The 14,428-nt window shown below is 65.0% G+C and carries 11 protein-coding genes; 3 read left to right on the plus strand and 8 right to left on the minus strand.

Annotation, left to right across the window (positions count from 1 at the left end):
- Positions 1–31 precede the first annotated feature (31 nt).
- From M1D40_RS09025 to M1D40_RS09035, 3 genes are all read right to left on the minus strand, one after another.
- On the minus strand, positions 32–1,378 hold the full coding sequence (locus tag M1D40_RS09025; RefSeq protein WP_461168605.1) for an MFS transporter: 1,347 nt from the start codon (positions 1,376–1,378) through the stop codon (positions 32–34).
- Positions 1,379–1,636: 258 nt separating this feature from the next.
- Positions 1,637–2,578 (minus strand): LysR family transcriptional regulator, encoded by a 942-nt coding sequence (locus tag M1D40_RS09030; protein ID WP_461168606.1) that lies wholly within the window; start codon positions 2,576–2,578, stop codon positions 1,637–1,639.
- Between the two features lie 54 nt (positions 2,579–2,632).
- The gene (locus M1D40_RS09035) at positions 2,633–4,282 is read right to left on the minus strand and encodes a PucR family transcriptional regulator (RefSeq protein WP_461168607.1); all 1,650 of its coding nucleotides are present in this window, start codon (positions 4,280–4,282) and stop codon (positions 2,633–2,635) included.
- 126 nt (positions 4,283–4,408) lie between these two features.
- On the opposite strand from M1D40_RS09035, the gene M1D40_RS09040 reads away from it, so the two are divergent.
- From M1D40_RS09040 to M1D40_RS09050, 3 genes are all read left to right on the plus strand, one after another.
- The gene (locus M1D40_RS09040) at positions 4,409–5,896 is read left to right on the plus strand and encodes a CoA-acylating methylmalonate-semialdehyde dehydrogenase (RefSeq protein ID WP_461168608.1); all 1,488 of its coding nucleotides are present in this window, start codon (positions 4,409–4,411) and stop codon (positions 5,894–5,896) included.
- 28 nt (positions 5,897–5,924) lie between these two features.
- Positions 5,925–7,301 carry an aminotransferase class III-fold pyridoxal phosphate-dependent enzyme gene (locus M1D40_RS09045; RefSeq protein WP_461168609.1) on the plus strand — a complete coding sequence of 459 codons (1,377 nt, stop codon included), beginning with the start codon at positions 5,925–5,927 and terminating at the stop codon, positions 7,299–7,301.
- Positions 7,302–7,494: 193 nt separating this feature from the next.
- A complete protein-coding gene (locus M1D40_RS09050; protein WP_341393057.1) occupies positions 7,495–7,761 on the plus strand; it encodes a GlsB/YeaQ/YmgE family stress response membrane protein in 267 nt (88 codons plus the stop codon).
- A gap of 77 nt (positions 7,762–7,838) precedes the next feature.
- Here the strand turns inward: M1D40_RS09050 and M1D40_RS09055 are convergent, their stop codons facing one another.
- The 5 genes from M1D40_RS09055 to araA are packed head-to-tail and all read right to left on the minus strand — an operon-like array spanning position 7,839 to position 14,392.
- Positions 7,839–8,090, minus strand: a complete 252-nt coding sequence (locus M1D40_RS09055; protein WP_461168610.1) for a hypothetical protein — start codon at positions 8,088–8,090, stop codon at positions 7,839–7,841.
- Positions 8,091–8,133: 43 nt separating this feature from the next.
- Positions 8,134–10,509 (minus strand): beta-L-arabinofuranosidase domain-containing protein, encoded by a 2,376-nt coding sequence (locus M1D40_RS09060; RefSeq protein ID WP_461168611.1) that lies wholly within the window; start codon positions 10,507–10,509, stop codon positions 8,134–8,136.
- Positions 10,509–11,519 carry a LacI family DNA-binding transcriptional regulator gene (locus M1D40_RS09065; RefSeq protein ID WP_461168612.1) on the minus strand — a complete coding sequence of 337 codons (1,011 nt, stop codon included), beginning with the start codon at positions 11,517–11,519 and terminating at the stop codon, positions 10,509–10,511. The genes M1D40_RS09060 and M1D40_RS09065 overlap by 1 nt, the downstream gene beginning before the upstream one ends.
- 47 nt (positions 11,520–11,566) lie before the next feature.
- Complete coding sequence (locus M1D40_RS09070; protein ID WP_461168613.1) at positions 11,567–12,823, minus strand: FAD-binding protein; 1,257 nt, start codon at positions 12,821–12,823, stop codon at positions 11,567–11,569.
- 57 nt (positions 12,824–12,880) lie between these two features.
- Positions 12,881–14,392, minus strand: a complete 1,512-nt coding sequence (araA, locus tag M1D40_RS09075) for an L-arabinose isomerase (protein WP_461168614.1) — start codon at positions 14,390–14,392, stop codon at positions 12,881–12,883.
- Positions 14,393–14,428: the final 36 nt, after the last annotated feature.

The raw sequence follows: 14,428 nt of genomic DNA on the forward strand, positions 1-14,428 counted from the left end.
GTGATCGGTGGTTCCGGGGTTCAGGCCTGGCCTATCCCATCCGGCCGCGGGTCTCGGGAACCTTGGTCAGGACGACCAGAAGGAAGACGACGGCGGCGGCCGCGGCCATGTAGAAACCGGGTGCATGCGGCACTCCGGTGCTTCCGACAAGCGCCGTACCGACGAAAGGCGCGGTGCCGCCAAAGATTGCGTAGGCGCCGTTGTAACTGATTGCCGCAGAGGTGAACCGGGTGCGGGTGGTGAAAATCTCGACAAAGAACGTGTAGCAGCCACCTCCGTAAAGGCAGAGGGCCACAACAAACAGGGACTGTCCGGCCAGGGCCAGCGGCAGACTGCCGCTGGTGACCAGCATGAAGCTGGGGACCGACAGCACAGCCAGGGCGGCGGAACCCGCGATGAGCAGCGGCTTGCGGCCGAAGCGGTCTCCGAGCCGGCCGCCCACCGGAAGCAGGACGGCGTACAGAGCCAGTGCTGCGGCGTTGACCATAAGTGACTGTTCCCGGCTGAGTTCACCGGTGGTCTGGACATAGGACACAAAGTAGGCGGACAGGAAGTAGAACCCCATGGCTGTCAGGCCCATGACAAAGATGACCTGAACCATGCGGAGCTTGTTCTCGCGGAGTGTCTCCCTAATGGGACTGAATTCCTTCGGCTGCTCGGCTTTCGCATTCTTGAAGGCGTCGCTTTCCACCGTGCGGCTGCGGATCCATACACCGAAAAGTGCTAGCGGAAGAGCGAGCAGGAACGGCAGCCGCCAGCCCCAGGACGTGAAGGATTCGTCGGACATCGACTGACTGAGGATCAGGATCATGGTCCCGGCCACCACTGACGGCAGCGCTGTCGCGGCGATGGTGATGTTGATCCAGAAACCGCGCTTATTGACCGGAGCGTGTTCGAAGACAAAAGAGGGAGCGCCAACGGACTCTCCGCCGGCGGAAAACCCCTGGATGAGCCGGCACAGCACCAGCAGGGCAGGAGCCCATGCGCCGATCTGTGCGTAGGTGGGGAGCATGCCCATCAGCGCCGTTGCGCCGCCAATGGCGATCAGCGTAATGCTGAGGACCCGCCGGCGGCCGATCCGGTCTCCAATGGCGCCAAAGAAGATGCCGCCGAGCGGGCGGACCACAAACGCTACGCCGAACGTCGCGAACGTGGCCAGCAGAGCGGTGATGGGATTACTGCCGGGGAAAAACAACTGTGACAAGGTGACGGCAGTGAGTCCATAGAGAGTGAAGTCATAAAACTCGATGAACTGCCCAACGCTGCCGCCGAGCAGGACACGCTTTTGCATCTTCGTGGCGGGAACACCCGCGGGGGAGTGGTCTGAGGGAGCCGGGGCTGAACCGGGCCGCCTTGCTTCGCTGTTCTGGGTTGTCATGACAGCCACGCTAATGTGCTGATGTTTCGGCTGCGGTTAACACTGTTACGGGCCGGAAACGGCAAAAGGGCCAAGATTACCGCCGCGTTGCCGGCAGCGGGCCGCCCGGTCATCTTCCGGACACACGTTCCTGGGAACGGACGCATCGAATCTCCCTTGATCGATCATGGAGAACCCGCCGCATCATATGTTGCAGGATCCGGGTTCAGTACCGGAACCAACTGTGGTGACTTAGGTCACATGTGTCCAATGAGTTGTTTAGCCCAAGGCCATAGATTCTTTTGATGGGTCGCCGGCGGCACCGTAGAGCCGGAGGCACGTTTCCTCAAAGGCCAGAACACGCCGAGTGGGCTTTATCCCGCCGGGACGTACCAGCATGACCTCAATGGGCGGGAAATCGTCAGTCAGCGCTAGAACCACCACCTGCCCGCCGGAGTACGTCAGGTCACTGTGCAGCCGCTGGTTTAACACAGCGTAGCCGTGTCCTTTCGCGACGAAGGAGCGGACTGTTTCATAGCCCGAGAAACGGTGCCGGACGTTCGCCTCCACTCCGGCCATAGCGTAGAGCTGCTCGTAATATTCCCTGCTATGCGGCAGATCCAGCACCACCGACGGCTCACCGGCCAAATCGCGAAGCGCCACGGTACGCTCGGGCCCCTCCGCCGCCGGATGCCCGGCGTGAACCAGCACATGCGGAGGTATGTGTTCCAGGACGCGGGAGGTAAATCCCTCGCCGAGACCCAGACCGTAGGTCAGCGCAACGTCGCAGGATCCCTCCCGCAGTGCAGCCTGCAGTCCGGCAAGGTCTGCTTCGAGGATGGAGACCTCCACCCCGGGATGCTGGCGCTCGAAGGACTGCAGAATTGCCGGCAGGCGAAAGGGTGCCAGCGGGGAGAATACGCCGACTGTCAGTTCGCCCACGACGCTGGCGGCGAGTCCGCGCGCTGACTCATAGAGGGCGTCAGCCTGTTCCAGCACCACCTTGATGTCCCCGGCCAGCTGCCGGCCTGCCGGGGTGAGCCGCAGCCCGCGGGTCAGGCGCACAAACAGCTGGGTTCCAAGGCTGGCCTCCAACTGCGCCACGGCCGTGGACAGGGCCGACTGGGTGATGCACAGCCGCACGGCAGCTGCCGTCACGTTTTCGGCTTCCGCCACCACGGCGAAGTACCTCAGCTGGGTCAGGGTGAAGGGTTTGGGCATGGTTCAGTGCTCGCATTTCCGGTGGACAGGCTGGTTCTTCATGGCATCACGGCATCACAGGGTCCGCAGTCGGTGGACGAGCAGCGCCACGTGCAGTGACGTGCGCGATTCGGCGTCGTCGAGATCCACCGCCAGCAGTTCCTCCAGCCGGCTCAGTCTGGCGTACAGCGTAGGCCGGCTCAGGTAGCTGATCCTGGCCAGGGCAGCCTTGTTGCCGCCGGATTCCAGGAACTGGCCCAGCATCTCCAGATAGCCGGATTCGCCCCGGGCCTCGGCGTCCAAGAGTCCCTGCAGTTCGGATTCAACAAACTGCTGCACGCGCGGGTCCTTGCGCAGCAGGGCCAGCAGGCCGCGCAGCCGGATGTCGGTGGCGCGGTAGAACGGCCGGTCCTGTCCGGTAAGGGTGGCGGCAGTCTCGGCGACATGGGCCGCCTCATCGATTCCCGCCGCTGCTTCGAGAAGGGAATCCTGAAGGCGTCCGACGCCGATCGTCCAGCCCCCTGCCACCCCGCCGGGGTCGCGCTCCGAATCGTGGGCCACACCTGCTGCCAGGGCTCGCAGCACCTGATCTTCGGCCTGGCCGGATGACAGGGCGAGGAGCGTACCCACGGAACCCGAACGGATGACGGCGCTGACGGCAGTGCAGGGGAGGGGTTTCAGCGCCCGCGCCAGCTGCTCAAGGAGTAACCGTTCCTCCTGCTGTCCGGCCAGCGGGTCGCCGCCGCCGGCAGCGACGGCGTCCGGGACAGCTGACGGCGATGCGCCCCGGAAAACTACGGGAAGGTAGAAGGGCGAGGGCCGCAGGCCCAGGGCGGCCGCACGTGTCTGCGCTTCGCCCTCACCCAACCCGCGAGGCTGGCGCAGGTCATTCAGGAGACCGGCCTGCGCCTGTTGGTTCAGGTCGCGTCTGTCCCGTTCCGCGAGCCGGTTAATCGCAAGGGTCTGGGCGGCCCGTTCCAGCACCATCGCCGCACCGGCGTCGTCATTCAACACCGCCGGGACCACCAGCCGGCCCCACACCTGCCGCCGAACTCCCACAGGTGTCTGCAGCCAGTCTCCGTTGCCGGCGCGGGACGTTTGCGCTGTTGACGGCGTGGTCCGGGAACGCCGCTCCCAGTTATCCAGCAGCACAGTGGTGTCCATATGCTGAGCCGCGTAGGCCAGCACCAGGTGGGAAAGGTCCTCGAGAACCACCGGGGCGCCGATCATCGCTGCGGCCTGCTCCACCACCTGTCCAGTTCCCGCGCTTTCCAGGCTAAGGACCGTGAACGCCTCGTGGACGGCACGGGCACGCTCCACCCGTTCCAGCTGTTCGGCCACAATCAGCCGGTGCACAATTTCGGTGATCTGGACAAAGCGCACCCGGCGCCGGACCACGACGACGGGCAGTGCTGCCGAGGCGGCTGCCAATGCCAGCGCGTCCAGAGCGTTACGGCGGTCCCCGATCACTTCCACAATCAGCCCGGCCGCTCCGGCGTCCTGCAGCGACCGGACAAACATAGCCGTACGGCTGGGATCCTTTTCAAGCTCCAGCCCCGTCGTGAGCACCAGTTCTCCGCCCGACAGCAGTCCAGAGACGTCGAGCACCTCACTGACATGGACCCAGCGCACGGCGTTATCCAGGCCGTCGGCGGAGCCCAGGAGCCACGGCTCGGCCTCGCGCAGCACGGGAAGATCCAGGACGGAGCGAACAGTGGGCAGCATTTACACAGCGTAAAGCCAAGTGGACAAATTCTTACACACTGCAACTTATGAGTCGGACCCGGGAACGGCAGACTTGATCCGACTGAACACCACCGCCCCCGGGCGCCCTTTCCACAAGGAGAAACCTTGGACAGCATCAAGCACTGGATCAACGGCCGTTCCGTTCCGGCAGGAGAGCGAACCGCTCCGGTGACAAACCCGGCCACGGGCAAGGTGACCGGCCAGGTGTCCCTGGCCACCGGGGACGAGGGCGCGGCGGCCGTCGCTGCGGCTGCTGCCGCCTTCCCCGCATGGCGGGATACGTCCCTTGCCCGGCGGACGCAGATACTCTTCGCCTTCCGCGAGCTGCTCAACGCCCGCAAGGGTGAACTGGCCGCCATCCTCACCGCCGAGCACGGAAAGGTGCTCGACGACGCCCTCGGGGAAGTCAGCCGCGGCCAGGAAGTGGTGGAATTCGCCTGCGGCATACCGCATCTGCTGAAGGGCAGCTTCACCGAAAACGCATCCACCGGCGTGGACGTGCATTCAGTCCGCCAGGCGCTGGGGCCCGTTGCGATCATCAGTCCCTTCAACTTCCCGGCCATGGTCCCGATGTGGTTCTTCCCGATAGCGCTGGCCGCCGGTAACACCGTAGTGCTGAAGCCGAGCGAGAAGGACCCGAGCGCGGCAAACTGGCTGGCCGAACTGTGGAAGGAAGCCGGCCTGCCCGACGGCGTTTTCAACGTCCTGCACGGGGACAAGGTGGCGGTGGATACGCTCCTGACCCATCCGGACATCAGGGCCGTGTCCTTTGTGGGTTCGACTCCGATCGCCAGGTATGTCTATGAAACCGCAACCGCACACGGCAAGCGCGTCCAGGCCCTGGGCGGCGCCAAGAACCACATGATCGTGCTGCCCGACGCCGACCTGGACCTGGCCGCCGACGCTGCGGTGAACGCCGGCTTCGGCTCCGCCGGGGAACGCTGCATGGCCATCTCCGCGCTGCTTGCGGTGGGGAACATTGCCGATGAACTGGTGGACAAAATCGCCGAGCGCACCGGAGCGCTGCGTACCGGTGACGGAAGCCGCAGCTGCGACATGGGCCCGCTCGTCACGGCAGCACACCTCACCAGGGTGGCGGGCTATATCGACGCCGGAGAAGCCTCAGGCGCCACAGTGGTCGTGGACGGCCGCACCGTCACACCGGACGCAGAAGGCGACGGATTCTTCGTGGGACCGACCCTGTTCGACAACGTCACAACCGACATGTCGATCTACCAGGACGAAATCTTCGGCCCGGTTCTCTCCGTGGTCCGCGTGGACAGCTACGAGCAGGCCCTGCACCTGATCAACACCAACCCGTACGGCAATGGAACGGCCATTTTCACAAATGACGGCGGCGCGGCGCGGCGCTTTGAAAATGAGGTGGAAGTTGGCATGGTGGGCATCAACGTCCCCGTGCCGGTGCCCATGGCTTACTATTCGTTCGGTGGGTGGAAGAACTCGCTTTTCGGTGACACCCACGCCCACGGAACGGAAGGCGTCGGGTTCTTCACCAGGGGCAAAGTGGTCACCACCCGCTGGCTGGATCCGAGCCACGGGGGAATCAATCTCGGCTTCCCGCAGAACGCCTGACCGGCGCCTCAACTGAAAGGCTATGGATATGACTTCCACAATTGACGGCGGAGCTCCGCCGCTGCTGGACGCCGAGGGTGCACAGCGCGCCTACGACCTGGACCGCAAGCACGTCTTCCACTCCTGGTCCGCGCAGGACCTGCTCGATCCCATGGTCATCAGTGCGGCCCGGGGCTCCTACGTGTGGGACGGGGAGGGCAACAAGTATCTGGACTTCTCCTCACAGCTGGTGAACACCAACATCGGCCACCAGCACCCCGCCGTCGTTGCCGCCATCGCCGAGCAGGCAGCGAAACTCTGCACCATCGCGCCGAGCTACGTCAACGACGCACGGTCCGAAGCGGCCCGGCTCATCAGTGAACGGACGCCGGGGGAGCTGAACAAGATCTTCTTCACCAACGGCGGTGCGGACGCCAACGAGCACGCGGTGCGGATGGCGCGCCTGCACACCGGCCGGCAGAAGGTCCTGTCGGCTTACCGTTCCTACCACGGCGGCACCCAGCTGGCCGTGAACCTCACCGGAGATCCCCGGCGCTGGGCCAACGACACCGCCAGCACCGGCACCGTCCATTTCTTCCCGCCCTACCTTTACCGCACGGCGTTCCACTCAACCACGGAGGAAGAGGAAAGCTCACGGGCGCTGGAACACCTGGAACAGCTGATCGCCTACGAAGGTCCCGGAACCATCGCAGGCATCATCCTCGAATCCATTCCCGGAACGGCCGGCATCTACCTCCCGCCGCCGGGATACCTCCAGGGCGTCCGCGAGCTCTGCAACCGCTACGGCATCGTCCTCATCGCGGACGAGGTGATGTCCGGGTTCGGACGCACCGGCAAGTGGTTCGCCGTCGAACACTTTGACGTGGTGCCGGACCTGCTGACCTTCGCCAAGGGGGTCAACTCCGGCTATGTCCCCATGGGCGGCGTGGCCATCAGCCCGGAGATCGCCGCGACCTTCGGCACCCGGGTCTACCCTGGCGGGTTGACCTATTCCGGCCATCCGCTGGCTGCTGCGGCCGCGGTTGCGACCATCAACGCCATGGAGGACGAAGGTATGGTGGCGCACGCAGCGGAGCTCGGGCGCACGGTCATCGGACCGGCACTGGAAGACTTCACCGAACGTCATGAGTCGGTGGGCGAAGTCCGGGGCACCGGCGTGTTCTGGGCCATTGAACTGGTGAAGGACCGGGCGACCAGGGAACCGCTGGCACCGTACGGCAGCTCCAGCGGGGAAATGAACCAGCTGCTGGCCGCCTGCAAATCCCGAGGCCTGCTGCCGTTCGCGAACTTCAACCGCATCCACGTCGTCCCGCCGTGCAACACCAGCGCCGCCGACACCGAGGCCGGGCTCGGAATCCTGGATGAAGTGCTCGAGATTGCCGACGGGCTGGTCCGGGAGCAGTAGCCGGCTTAGGCATGCTGAGCGATAGTTTTCCTCGGTGCCGGCTCCCAAGTTTGGAGCCGGCACCGTGTGCCGGGCAGCCTCCGGTGCCAGAATGGGTGGGGATGTCCGAGGCCGTCGCCTAGAATGATAAGGATGCTTACAACTGTGGACAGCGTCCGCAGCGGAAACCAGCCCCTTCCAGAAGGAGAACACCATGATCGGATTCATCGTTGCAGGACTCGTTATTGGCGCACTGGCCCGCCTAATCAAGCCCGGCAAGCAGAATCTGAGCCTGCTGGCCACGCTCCTGCTCGGACTGGCCGGGTCCGTCGTCGGCGGCGTCATTGCTTCCCTGGTCGGAAGCGGCGACATTTGGGAACTCAACATCTTCGGCTTCATTGTGGCTGTTGTGGCCGCAGTCCTGCTGATTGGCGTGGCTGAAAGCATGTCCGGCCGCGGCAAGGGCCAGGTCCGCCGCTAAGGCGGGGGCGCAGGCCAGGACCGGCTGCGCCGCTGGGATAAGTCGCTGGGATTAGTCGCCGGGACTAGCCCCGGCGACTAATCGTCGGCCAGTGACGCACCCGGGGGAACAGGACGCCCGGCTTTCGCCAGCTCAAGGTCGAAGACCTTTCGTTCAACGGAGTCCAGCCGCCGCTGCAGCGTTTTGTTCGCTTCGACCGCCTGCTGAAGCTCCCGGGAGGCGGCTACCCCCGGGGCCCGTTCACGGTTCACCACCATCCGGACGATCTCCGTGAGCCCGTAAACGGCCATTCCGGCAATAGCAACAAGTGCAAACCAAGGGATATCCATGGGCTGATCCTAGGTGCGAAATGCGGAAAAACCCGGTGCGACGCTAAGAATCTTCCGCCGCGGGCGCACCCAGGAGCTGTAGCTGCAGGAGATTTCCGGTCCCGCCGCCCGGCCGGGCAGTTATCCGGACCCTATATGCCCCGTTTCCCGGACGTACAGCGGGAAGCTGGTACTCGTGCGCGGCGTCAGGGACGCTGTCACCCGGCAGGGCGTCGGGGGACGTGTGAACGCCGTTGATTTCCACCCGGGCTCCCTCCGCTGATCCGGGCTGGAAGGTGAGCCGCAGCGTTTGGGCACGGCCGTCCGGATCGGTGAGCAGGTAGGAGAACCAGCCCGAAGCCGACCGCCAGTGCCTTGTGCCGTCGCCGCCGGCGATTGTTCCTTCGCCGGCAAAACCGTGATCTGCTTCGGGCTGCTGCTCGCCGGCCGCCACTGCGTCAATGACGTTGCATGCTGCAGCCTCTGCGCGGTCGGCGGAAAGAAGCGCGGACCTTATTGCCTGCGGATCAGTCCCGGCCGGAAAGTAGACGGTGTAGCGGTCCTCTGACAGGCCTGCAAAAGGCACCAGTTCCACGGCAACGGACGCGCCGTTGAGCCAGGCGGACAATTCTGCGGTCAGCGGGGAACGCGTCCGGACGACGGCGGCAGCAGCGGGACGGGCTGCGGTAACCACGGGTGTCGATGCCAGAGGCCGTTTCGGGCCGGAAGCTACATGGCCCATCCTCGTGTCCTCCGCATCAAAGGTCAGGGCTTCGGCGGTTCCTGTTTTAGCAGGTGAGTCCGGGACTCGGGCGGCAAGGACCGTGGCCCCGTAGACGAAGGATACCCACGGCGAGCCGTCCGGCAGGTACTCAGCGCGTATTTCGGCAGCGAACCGTACGGTGACAACGGAGGTGCCTGACCATCGGCGGCGAATCCGGACTCCGGGCGCGTCATTGCCGGATCCGGATGCGGGCCCGCAACCAGTCTCGTCCTTAAAAGCCAGGGGAACGCCGTCAATTTCCACCTGCATGTCCGTCGCCCAGCCCGGGCGGCGGAGCCGCAGCGTACAGTCCAGGGGTTCGTCCGCATGGACCGTCAGCACAGCCGTGTCCGACTCCATCAAGTCAGCCTCAAGGTGCAGCCGCAGGCCCAGTTCCGTGCACTCCAGTTCCGCGGCGATATAGAGGTTCACCTCCAGCGCTTCCGCCGAACGGCTGAAAATCAGTTCGCCGTAGCGGGAGTGGTTTTCCAGCCCGGACCCCGCGCAGCACCACATCGATTCCTGCGGCTGGGAGTAGACCCGGTAATGGCCCGGCCGCATGGGCGTGAAGTACGCAAAGCCGCCGGTGCCAGGCCGCTGGGAGGACAGGATGTGGTTGTAGAGCGCCCGTTCGTAATAGTCGAGTGCTGCCGGATCTCCCGTCTGCTCGAACCGCAGCTGGGCGAGCTTAAGCATGTTGTAGGTGTTGCAGGTTTCCGGCCCCTGCACATCGGTGACCATAGGGGAGAAATCCCCGGACGGGTGGAAATGTTCCCGGACGCTGTTGCCGCCGATGGAAACCGTGCGCCGGGTGCGGACTGTGGTCCAGAATGTGTCCGCAGCGGCGGCATAGCTCCGGTTTCCCGTGAGTCCGGCGAGCCGCGCATAGCCAACAACCTTGGGAATCTGGGTGTTGGCGTGCAGCCCGTCCAGTTCATCACGGCCGGCTGCCAGCGGCTCCAGAATCCGGCGGTGCGAAAAGCGATGGGCTGCCGTCAGGAAACACGACCGACCGGTGGCCGTATAGAGCAGTGCGAAGGCATCATTCATTCCTCCGTACTCGGTAATCAGGACGGATTCGAAGGCAGCGTCCGGGAGTCCTGAAGTACTGTCCACCCACCACTGGCCCAGGGCGGAAGCCATGGACAAGGCCCGCTGCGAACCAACGTATGCAAAGGCATCGAGGAGCCCGGCCAGTGTCTTGTGAAGGCTGTACAGCGGAACCCAGCGGCCGTTCAGGATAAAAAGATCCGCCTCGATGCGGGCGGCGGCCAGTTCCCTCCCCAGCTGCTGCCCCCGGGGAATGCCGCCCAGGTACCCGTTGCCGGCTGCCCCCTGGCACCGCTCGAAAGCGTCAAGGACATGCTCCAGACGGCTGCGGACCCGGCTGTCCCCGGTGGCGGCGAAAAACCTGGCAAGGGAGGACAGGTAGTGGCCGCCCATATGGCCGCCCATGCCGTCCGACTCCCAGCTGCCGTACGGTGCTGCGCCGGGGTCACCAACAGCGCCGGCAAGGCCTGCTTCTGCCAGATAAGGTGCGCAGAGCCGGTCCGCATCCAGAGCCAGCAGGTACTCGAGCGCAGTCTCCTGAGCGCGGGCGAACGGGCCAGGCAGCAGGCGCACGTCGTTCAGCGGAAAGGCCGTTCGGCGCACCGGGGCACTTCGGGAACCGGACATCAGCGGGGGGCCGTTGATTCCCGTGCCACAACCCGATATTTCGTTTCCACTTGCTGCGCCCCCGGAGGAGCCGTTCCGTTAATCCGGTCCACGAGGAGCTTCAACGCCGTCCGTGCAATTTCGCCGCGGCCCGGATCCACCGTACTCAGGGTCGGCAGCGTGTAGCGGGTTTCGTCGAGGTCATCGAAGCCGATCACCGCAACGTCGTCGGGCACCCGGCGCCCCGCGTCCTGGAGTACGCGCATGGCGCCCTGGGCAAGGGTGTCGTTAAAGCCGAAGACGGCGTCGAACTCCACGCCCTTCTCCAACAGCTCATGCATAGCCGCTGCTCCGTTGGCCCGGTGCCACATCCACATGTAGGCCACCAAGTCGTCGTCGTACGGCACGCCGTGGCGCCGCAGGGCCTCCCGGTAACCGCGCAGACGCAGGCCTGCGGTTCCAATCTCCTCGTTTTCATGGGCACCCACCACGGCAATGCGCCGTCGTCCCTGCGCAAGCAGATGCTCGGTGGCCGCCTGCGCACCCTCCACGTTCTGCATGACCACGTGGTCGCTGCCGGTGGAAAAGACCCGCTCTCCCAGCAGCACCAGCGGCACCGGTGACTTCACCAGCTCGGCATCTTCCTGGCCCATGCCGAGCGGACTGAAAATCAGCCCGTCGGACATCCTCAGCCGCGGACTGGCCAACAGCTCCAGCTCGCGTTCACGCAGACCGCCGGTCTGCTCAATCAGGACCACCAGGCCCAGATCATCGGCGCAGCTGATGATGGAATCGGCCAGTTCCGCGAAATACGGCAGGCGCAGCTGCGGCACAGCGAGAGTGATCGCTCCCGTGTGTCCCGAACGGAGGCTTCGCGCGGTCAGGTTTGGCCGGTAGCCCAGTTCGCTGATGGCGTTTTCAACTTTTTCCCGGGTTGTCGGACGCACATTTGGATGGCTGTTGATTACGTTGGAGACCGTCTTGAAGGAAACCCCTGCAAGCCGGGCCACATCATGCAGGGTGACTGCCATGTTCTATCGTTCCTCTTTCTTCAAGGCCGGGGCCCCGGACACGGGCCCTAGCCCAGGACCTTCCGGGCCAGGAAGGCGTTGGCGAACTTTCGTTCCGGATCCAGCCGGCGGGCAAGGTCCTGGAAGTCCCCGAAGCGGGGGTACAGCCCCTGCAGCTCGGCCCGCTCCAATGTAAACAGCTTTCCCCAGTGCGGGCGGGGCTTCAGCGCAGCGAGTGCCGCTTCCATCTTCGCCAGCAGAGCCTCGACGTCGGCCTGCAGGGGTTTCCACGTGAAGTGGAACCCGACAGTTTCCTGCCCGTAGCTGCTGCTCAGCCACAGATCATCACGGGCCATCGTCCGGATTTCGCAGACCTGGAGCAGGGGAGCGATGTCCGCCGACATGCCTCGCAGAATTCCCAGCGCTTCAAGGGCCGAGCCGCGTTCCACGAGGTATTCGCTCTGAAGCTCATCGCCGTTGCTCGGTGTGAAGGCCAGCCGGAAGTGCGCGAGCCGGTCCGACCAGGACCCCGGAACACCCATTTGCTGCGAACAGTTCACGGCACTCATGCCCGGCAGCGGGTGCATCGGCTCCGCAGCGGCGGTTCCCCCGAAGAAGGCGCCCGCTCCGGCGTACGGCATCTCCGTGTCGGTCCGGCTCTTGAGCCACACCTGTGACGCCGCCGGGCCGGCCAGGGAGCTGAAGATACTGACACTGTAGGCCGCGGAGGTGATGGCGTCGAAGTTCTCCTCAACGGAAGTCCACGGGACGTCGGTAAACACGTCCTGGCGCACCTCGAAGGCCGGTTCAACCTCCAGGGTGATGCGGGTGAAGATCCCCAGCGCACCCAGGGAAACCACCATTCCGTTGAAATCGGGGGAGGACCGGTCAACCCGGAGGACTTCGCCGTCCGCCGTCATCAGCTCCAGGGCCGCCACGGTGGTAGCCAGGTTCCCGTTGCGGTTCCCTGAGCCGTGGGTGGCGGTGGCAACGGCTCCGGCCACCGAGATATGGGGCAGCGATGCCAGATTGTGCAGCGCGTAGCCGTGCTGCACCAGGAACGCTGCCAGATCACCGTAGCGGGTGCCCGCGGTAACCGTCACCGTCCGGGCGAGCCGGTCCAGGACCGGCTCGCCGTCCAGCTTCTCCAGATTCACCATCAGCCCGCCGGAGTCCGCGATGTCGTTGAACGAGTGCCTCGTGCCGACGGCGCGGACGGACCCGGCCGACGACACCAGGGATGACAGCTCGTCCAGGGTGGACGGCTGCGCCACGTCCGTGGCGGAGTAGCGCAGGTTGCCGGCCCAGTTGTATTCCTCGAGCACGTTGTAGCCCCTTCAGGTGAGGTGGTCGGATCGGGTTCAATCCGGAGAGTGCAGGGGCTAGAAGCCCTGTGCCAGCCGATAATACGCGGAGTTCAGCTTCAGCTCGTTAACGAACGACGCAGTGGTGGTGGCGCCGTCGATCAGTGCCAGTTCCACTCCGGCGATGCGGGCAAAGTCCTCCCAGACGTCACGTCCCAGCGCGGTGGACATCACCGTGTGGTGTGCGCCGCCGGCCGAAAGCCAGCACTCCGCCGAGGTTTCCAGGTCCGGAGCGGGCTTCCACACCGCACGGGCCACGGGCAGGTTGGGAAGATCCTGCTCGGGGACCACGTTTTCCACGATGTTGGCGGTGAGCCGGAAGCGTTCGCGCATGTCGGCCAGGGAAACGACGACGGCGGGCCCTGGATCTGCAGTGAAGACCAGGCGCACCGGGTCATCCTTGCCGCCGATGCCCAGCGGATGGATTTCCAGCGCCGGCTTTGACGTGGTCAGCGACGGGCAGACCTCGAGCATGTGCGCCCCGAGGATCACCTCGCTGCCCGGTACCAGGTTGTAGGTGTAGTCCTCCATCAGGGAGGCCCCGCCGGGCAGGCCCTCGCCCATGACCTTGGCGATGCGGACCAGGACGGCGGTCTTCCAGTCGCCCTCGGCGCCAAACCCGTAGCCGTCGGCCATGAGCCGCTGGACGGCCAGGCCGGGCAGCTGCTGCAGGCTGCCCAGGTCTTCGAAATTGGTGGTGAAGGCGCCGAAGTTTCCTGCTTCGAGGAAGGACCGCAGGCCCAGTTCCTGCCGCGCGCCGTAGCGCAGCGACTTGTGCCGGCCGCCGTCGCGCCGCAGCTCCGGAACGACGTCGTACAGCTCTTCGTACTCGGCGACCAGGGCATCCACTGCCTCTTCGGACACTGCGTCCACTGCCTCCGCGAGTTCGTTCACGGACCAGGTGTTCACGGAAACCCCGAACTTCACCTCCGCCTCGGTTTTGTCGCCCTCGGTGACGGCGACGTTGCGCATGTTGTCACCGAACCGTGCCATCTTCAGGCTGCGGATTTCATGCCAGCCGGCCGCTGCCCGTGCCCAGGAATCGATCTTGGCCTGGACTCGGGGGCTCGAGACGTGCCCGACGACGGTTTTGCGGCTGATGCCGAGCCGGGAAGAAATGTAGGCAAACTCCCGGTCGCCGTGCGCGGCCTGGTTAAGGTTCATGAAGTCCATGTCGATCTCGGCCCACGGCAGCTCAACGTTGTGCTGCGTGTGCAGGTGCAGCAGCGGGCGCTGCAGCTTGGTGAGGCCGCGGATCCACATCTTGGCGGGGGAGAAGGTATGCATCCAAGTGATCAGGCCAATGCAGGCCTCCGAGGAGTTGGCCGCCAGGATCACTTCCTGGATGGCATCGGAGTCCTTCAGGACAGGCTTGAAGACAATGCGGTACGGAATGGCGTCAGCCTCGTCGAGCTGGCGGGCAATGTCGCCTGCCTGCTCCCGGACCTGGGCCAGGGTGTCTTCGCCGTAGAGTCCCTGGCTTCCGGTGAGAAACCAGATTTCGCGGGCGGGGGCAGTGCTGATGGTCATGAAGAAATCCTTTTTCCGAGAGTGTTGGGGGAGCGG

Source organism: Arthrobacter sp. Z1-15, from assembly GCF_054792395.1.

What these genes read in the sequence shown, in the direction of transcription:
- M1D40_RS09025 (WP_461168605.1), bottom strand. Translation starts at nt 1,378, where the DNA reads ATGACAACCCAGAACAGCGAAGCAAGGCGGCCCGGTTCAGCCCCGGCT.
- M1D40_RS09030 (WP_461168606.1), bottom strand. Translation starts at nt 2,578, where the DNA reads ATGCCCAAACCCTTCACCCTGACCCAGCTGAGGTACTTCGCCGTGGTG.
- M1D40_RS09035 (WP_461168607.1), bottom strand. Translation starts at nt 4,282, where the DNA reads ATGCTGCCCACTGTTCGCTCCGTCCTGGATCTTCCCGTGCTGCGCGAG.
- M1D40_RS09045 (WP_461168609.1), top strand. Translation starts at nt 5,925, where the DNA reads ATGACTTCCACAATTGACGGCGGAGCTCCGCCGCTGCTGGACGCCGAG.
- M1D40_RS09050 (WP_341393057.1), top strand. Translation starts at nt 7,495, where the DNA reads ATGATCGGATTCATCGTTGCAGGACTCGTTATTGGCGCACTGGCCCGC.
- M1D40_RS09055 (WP_461168610.1), bottom strand. Translation starts at nt 8,090, where the DNA reads ATGGATATCCCTTGGTTTGCACTTGTTGCTATTGCCGGAATGGCCGTT.
- M1D40_RS09060 (WP_461168611.1), bottom strand. Translation starts at nt 10,509, where the DNA reads ATGTCCGGTTCCCGAAGTGCCCCGGTGCGCCGAACGGCCTTTCCGCTG.
- M1D40_RS09065 (WP_461168612.1), bottom strand. Translation starts at nt 11,519, where the DNA reads ATGGCAGTCACCCTGCATGATGTGGCCCGGCTTGCAGGGGTTTCCTTC.
- araA (WP_461168614.1), bottom strand. Translation starts at nt 14,392, where the DNA reads ATGACCATCAGCACTGCCCCCGCCCGCGAAATCTGGTTTCTCACCGGA.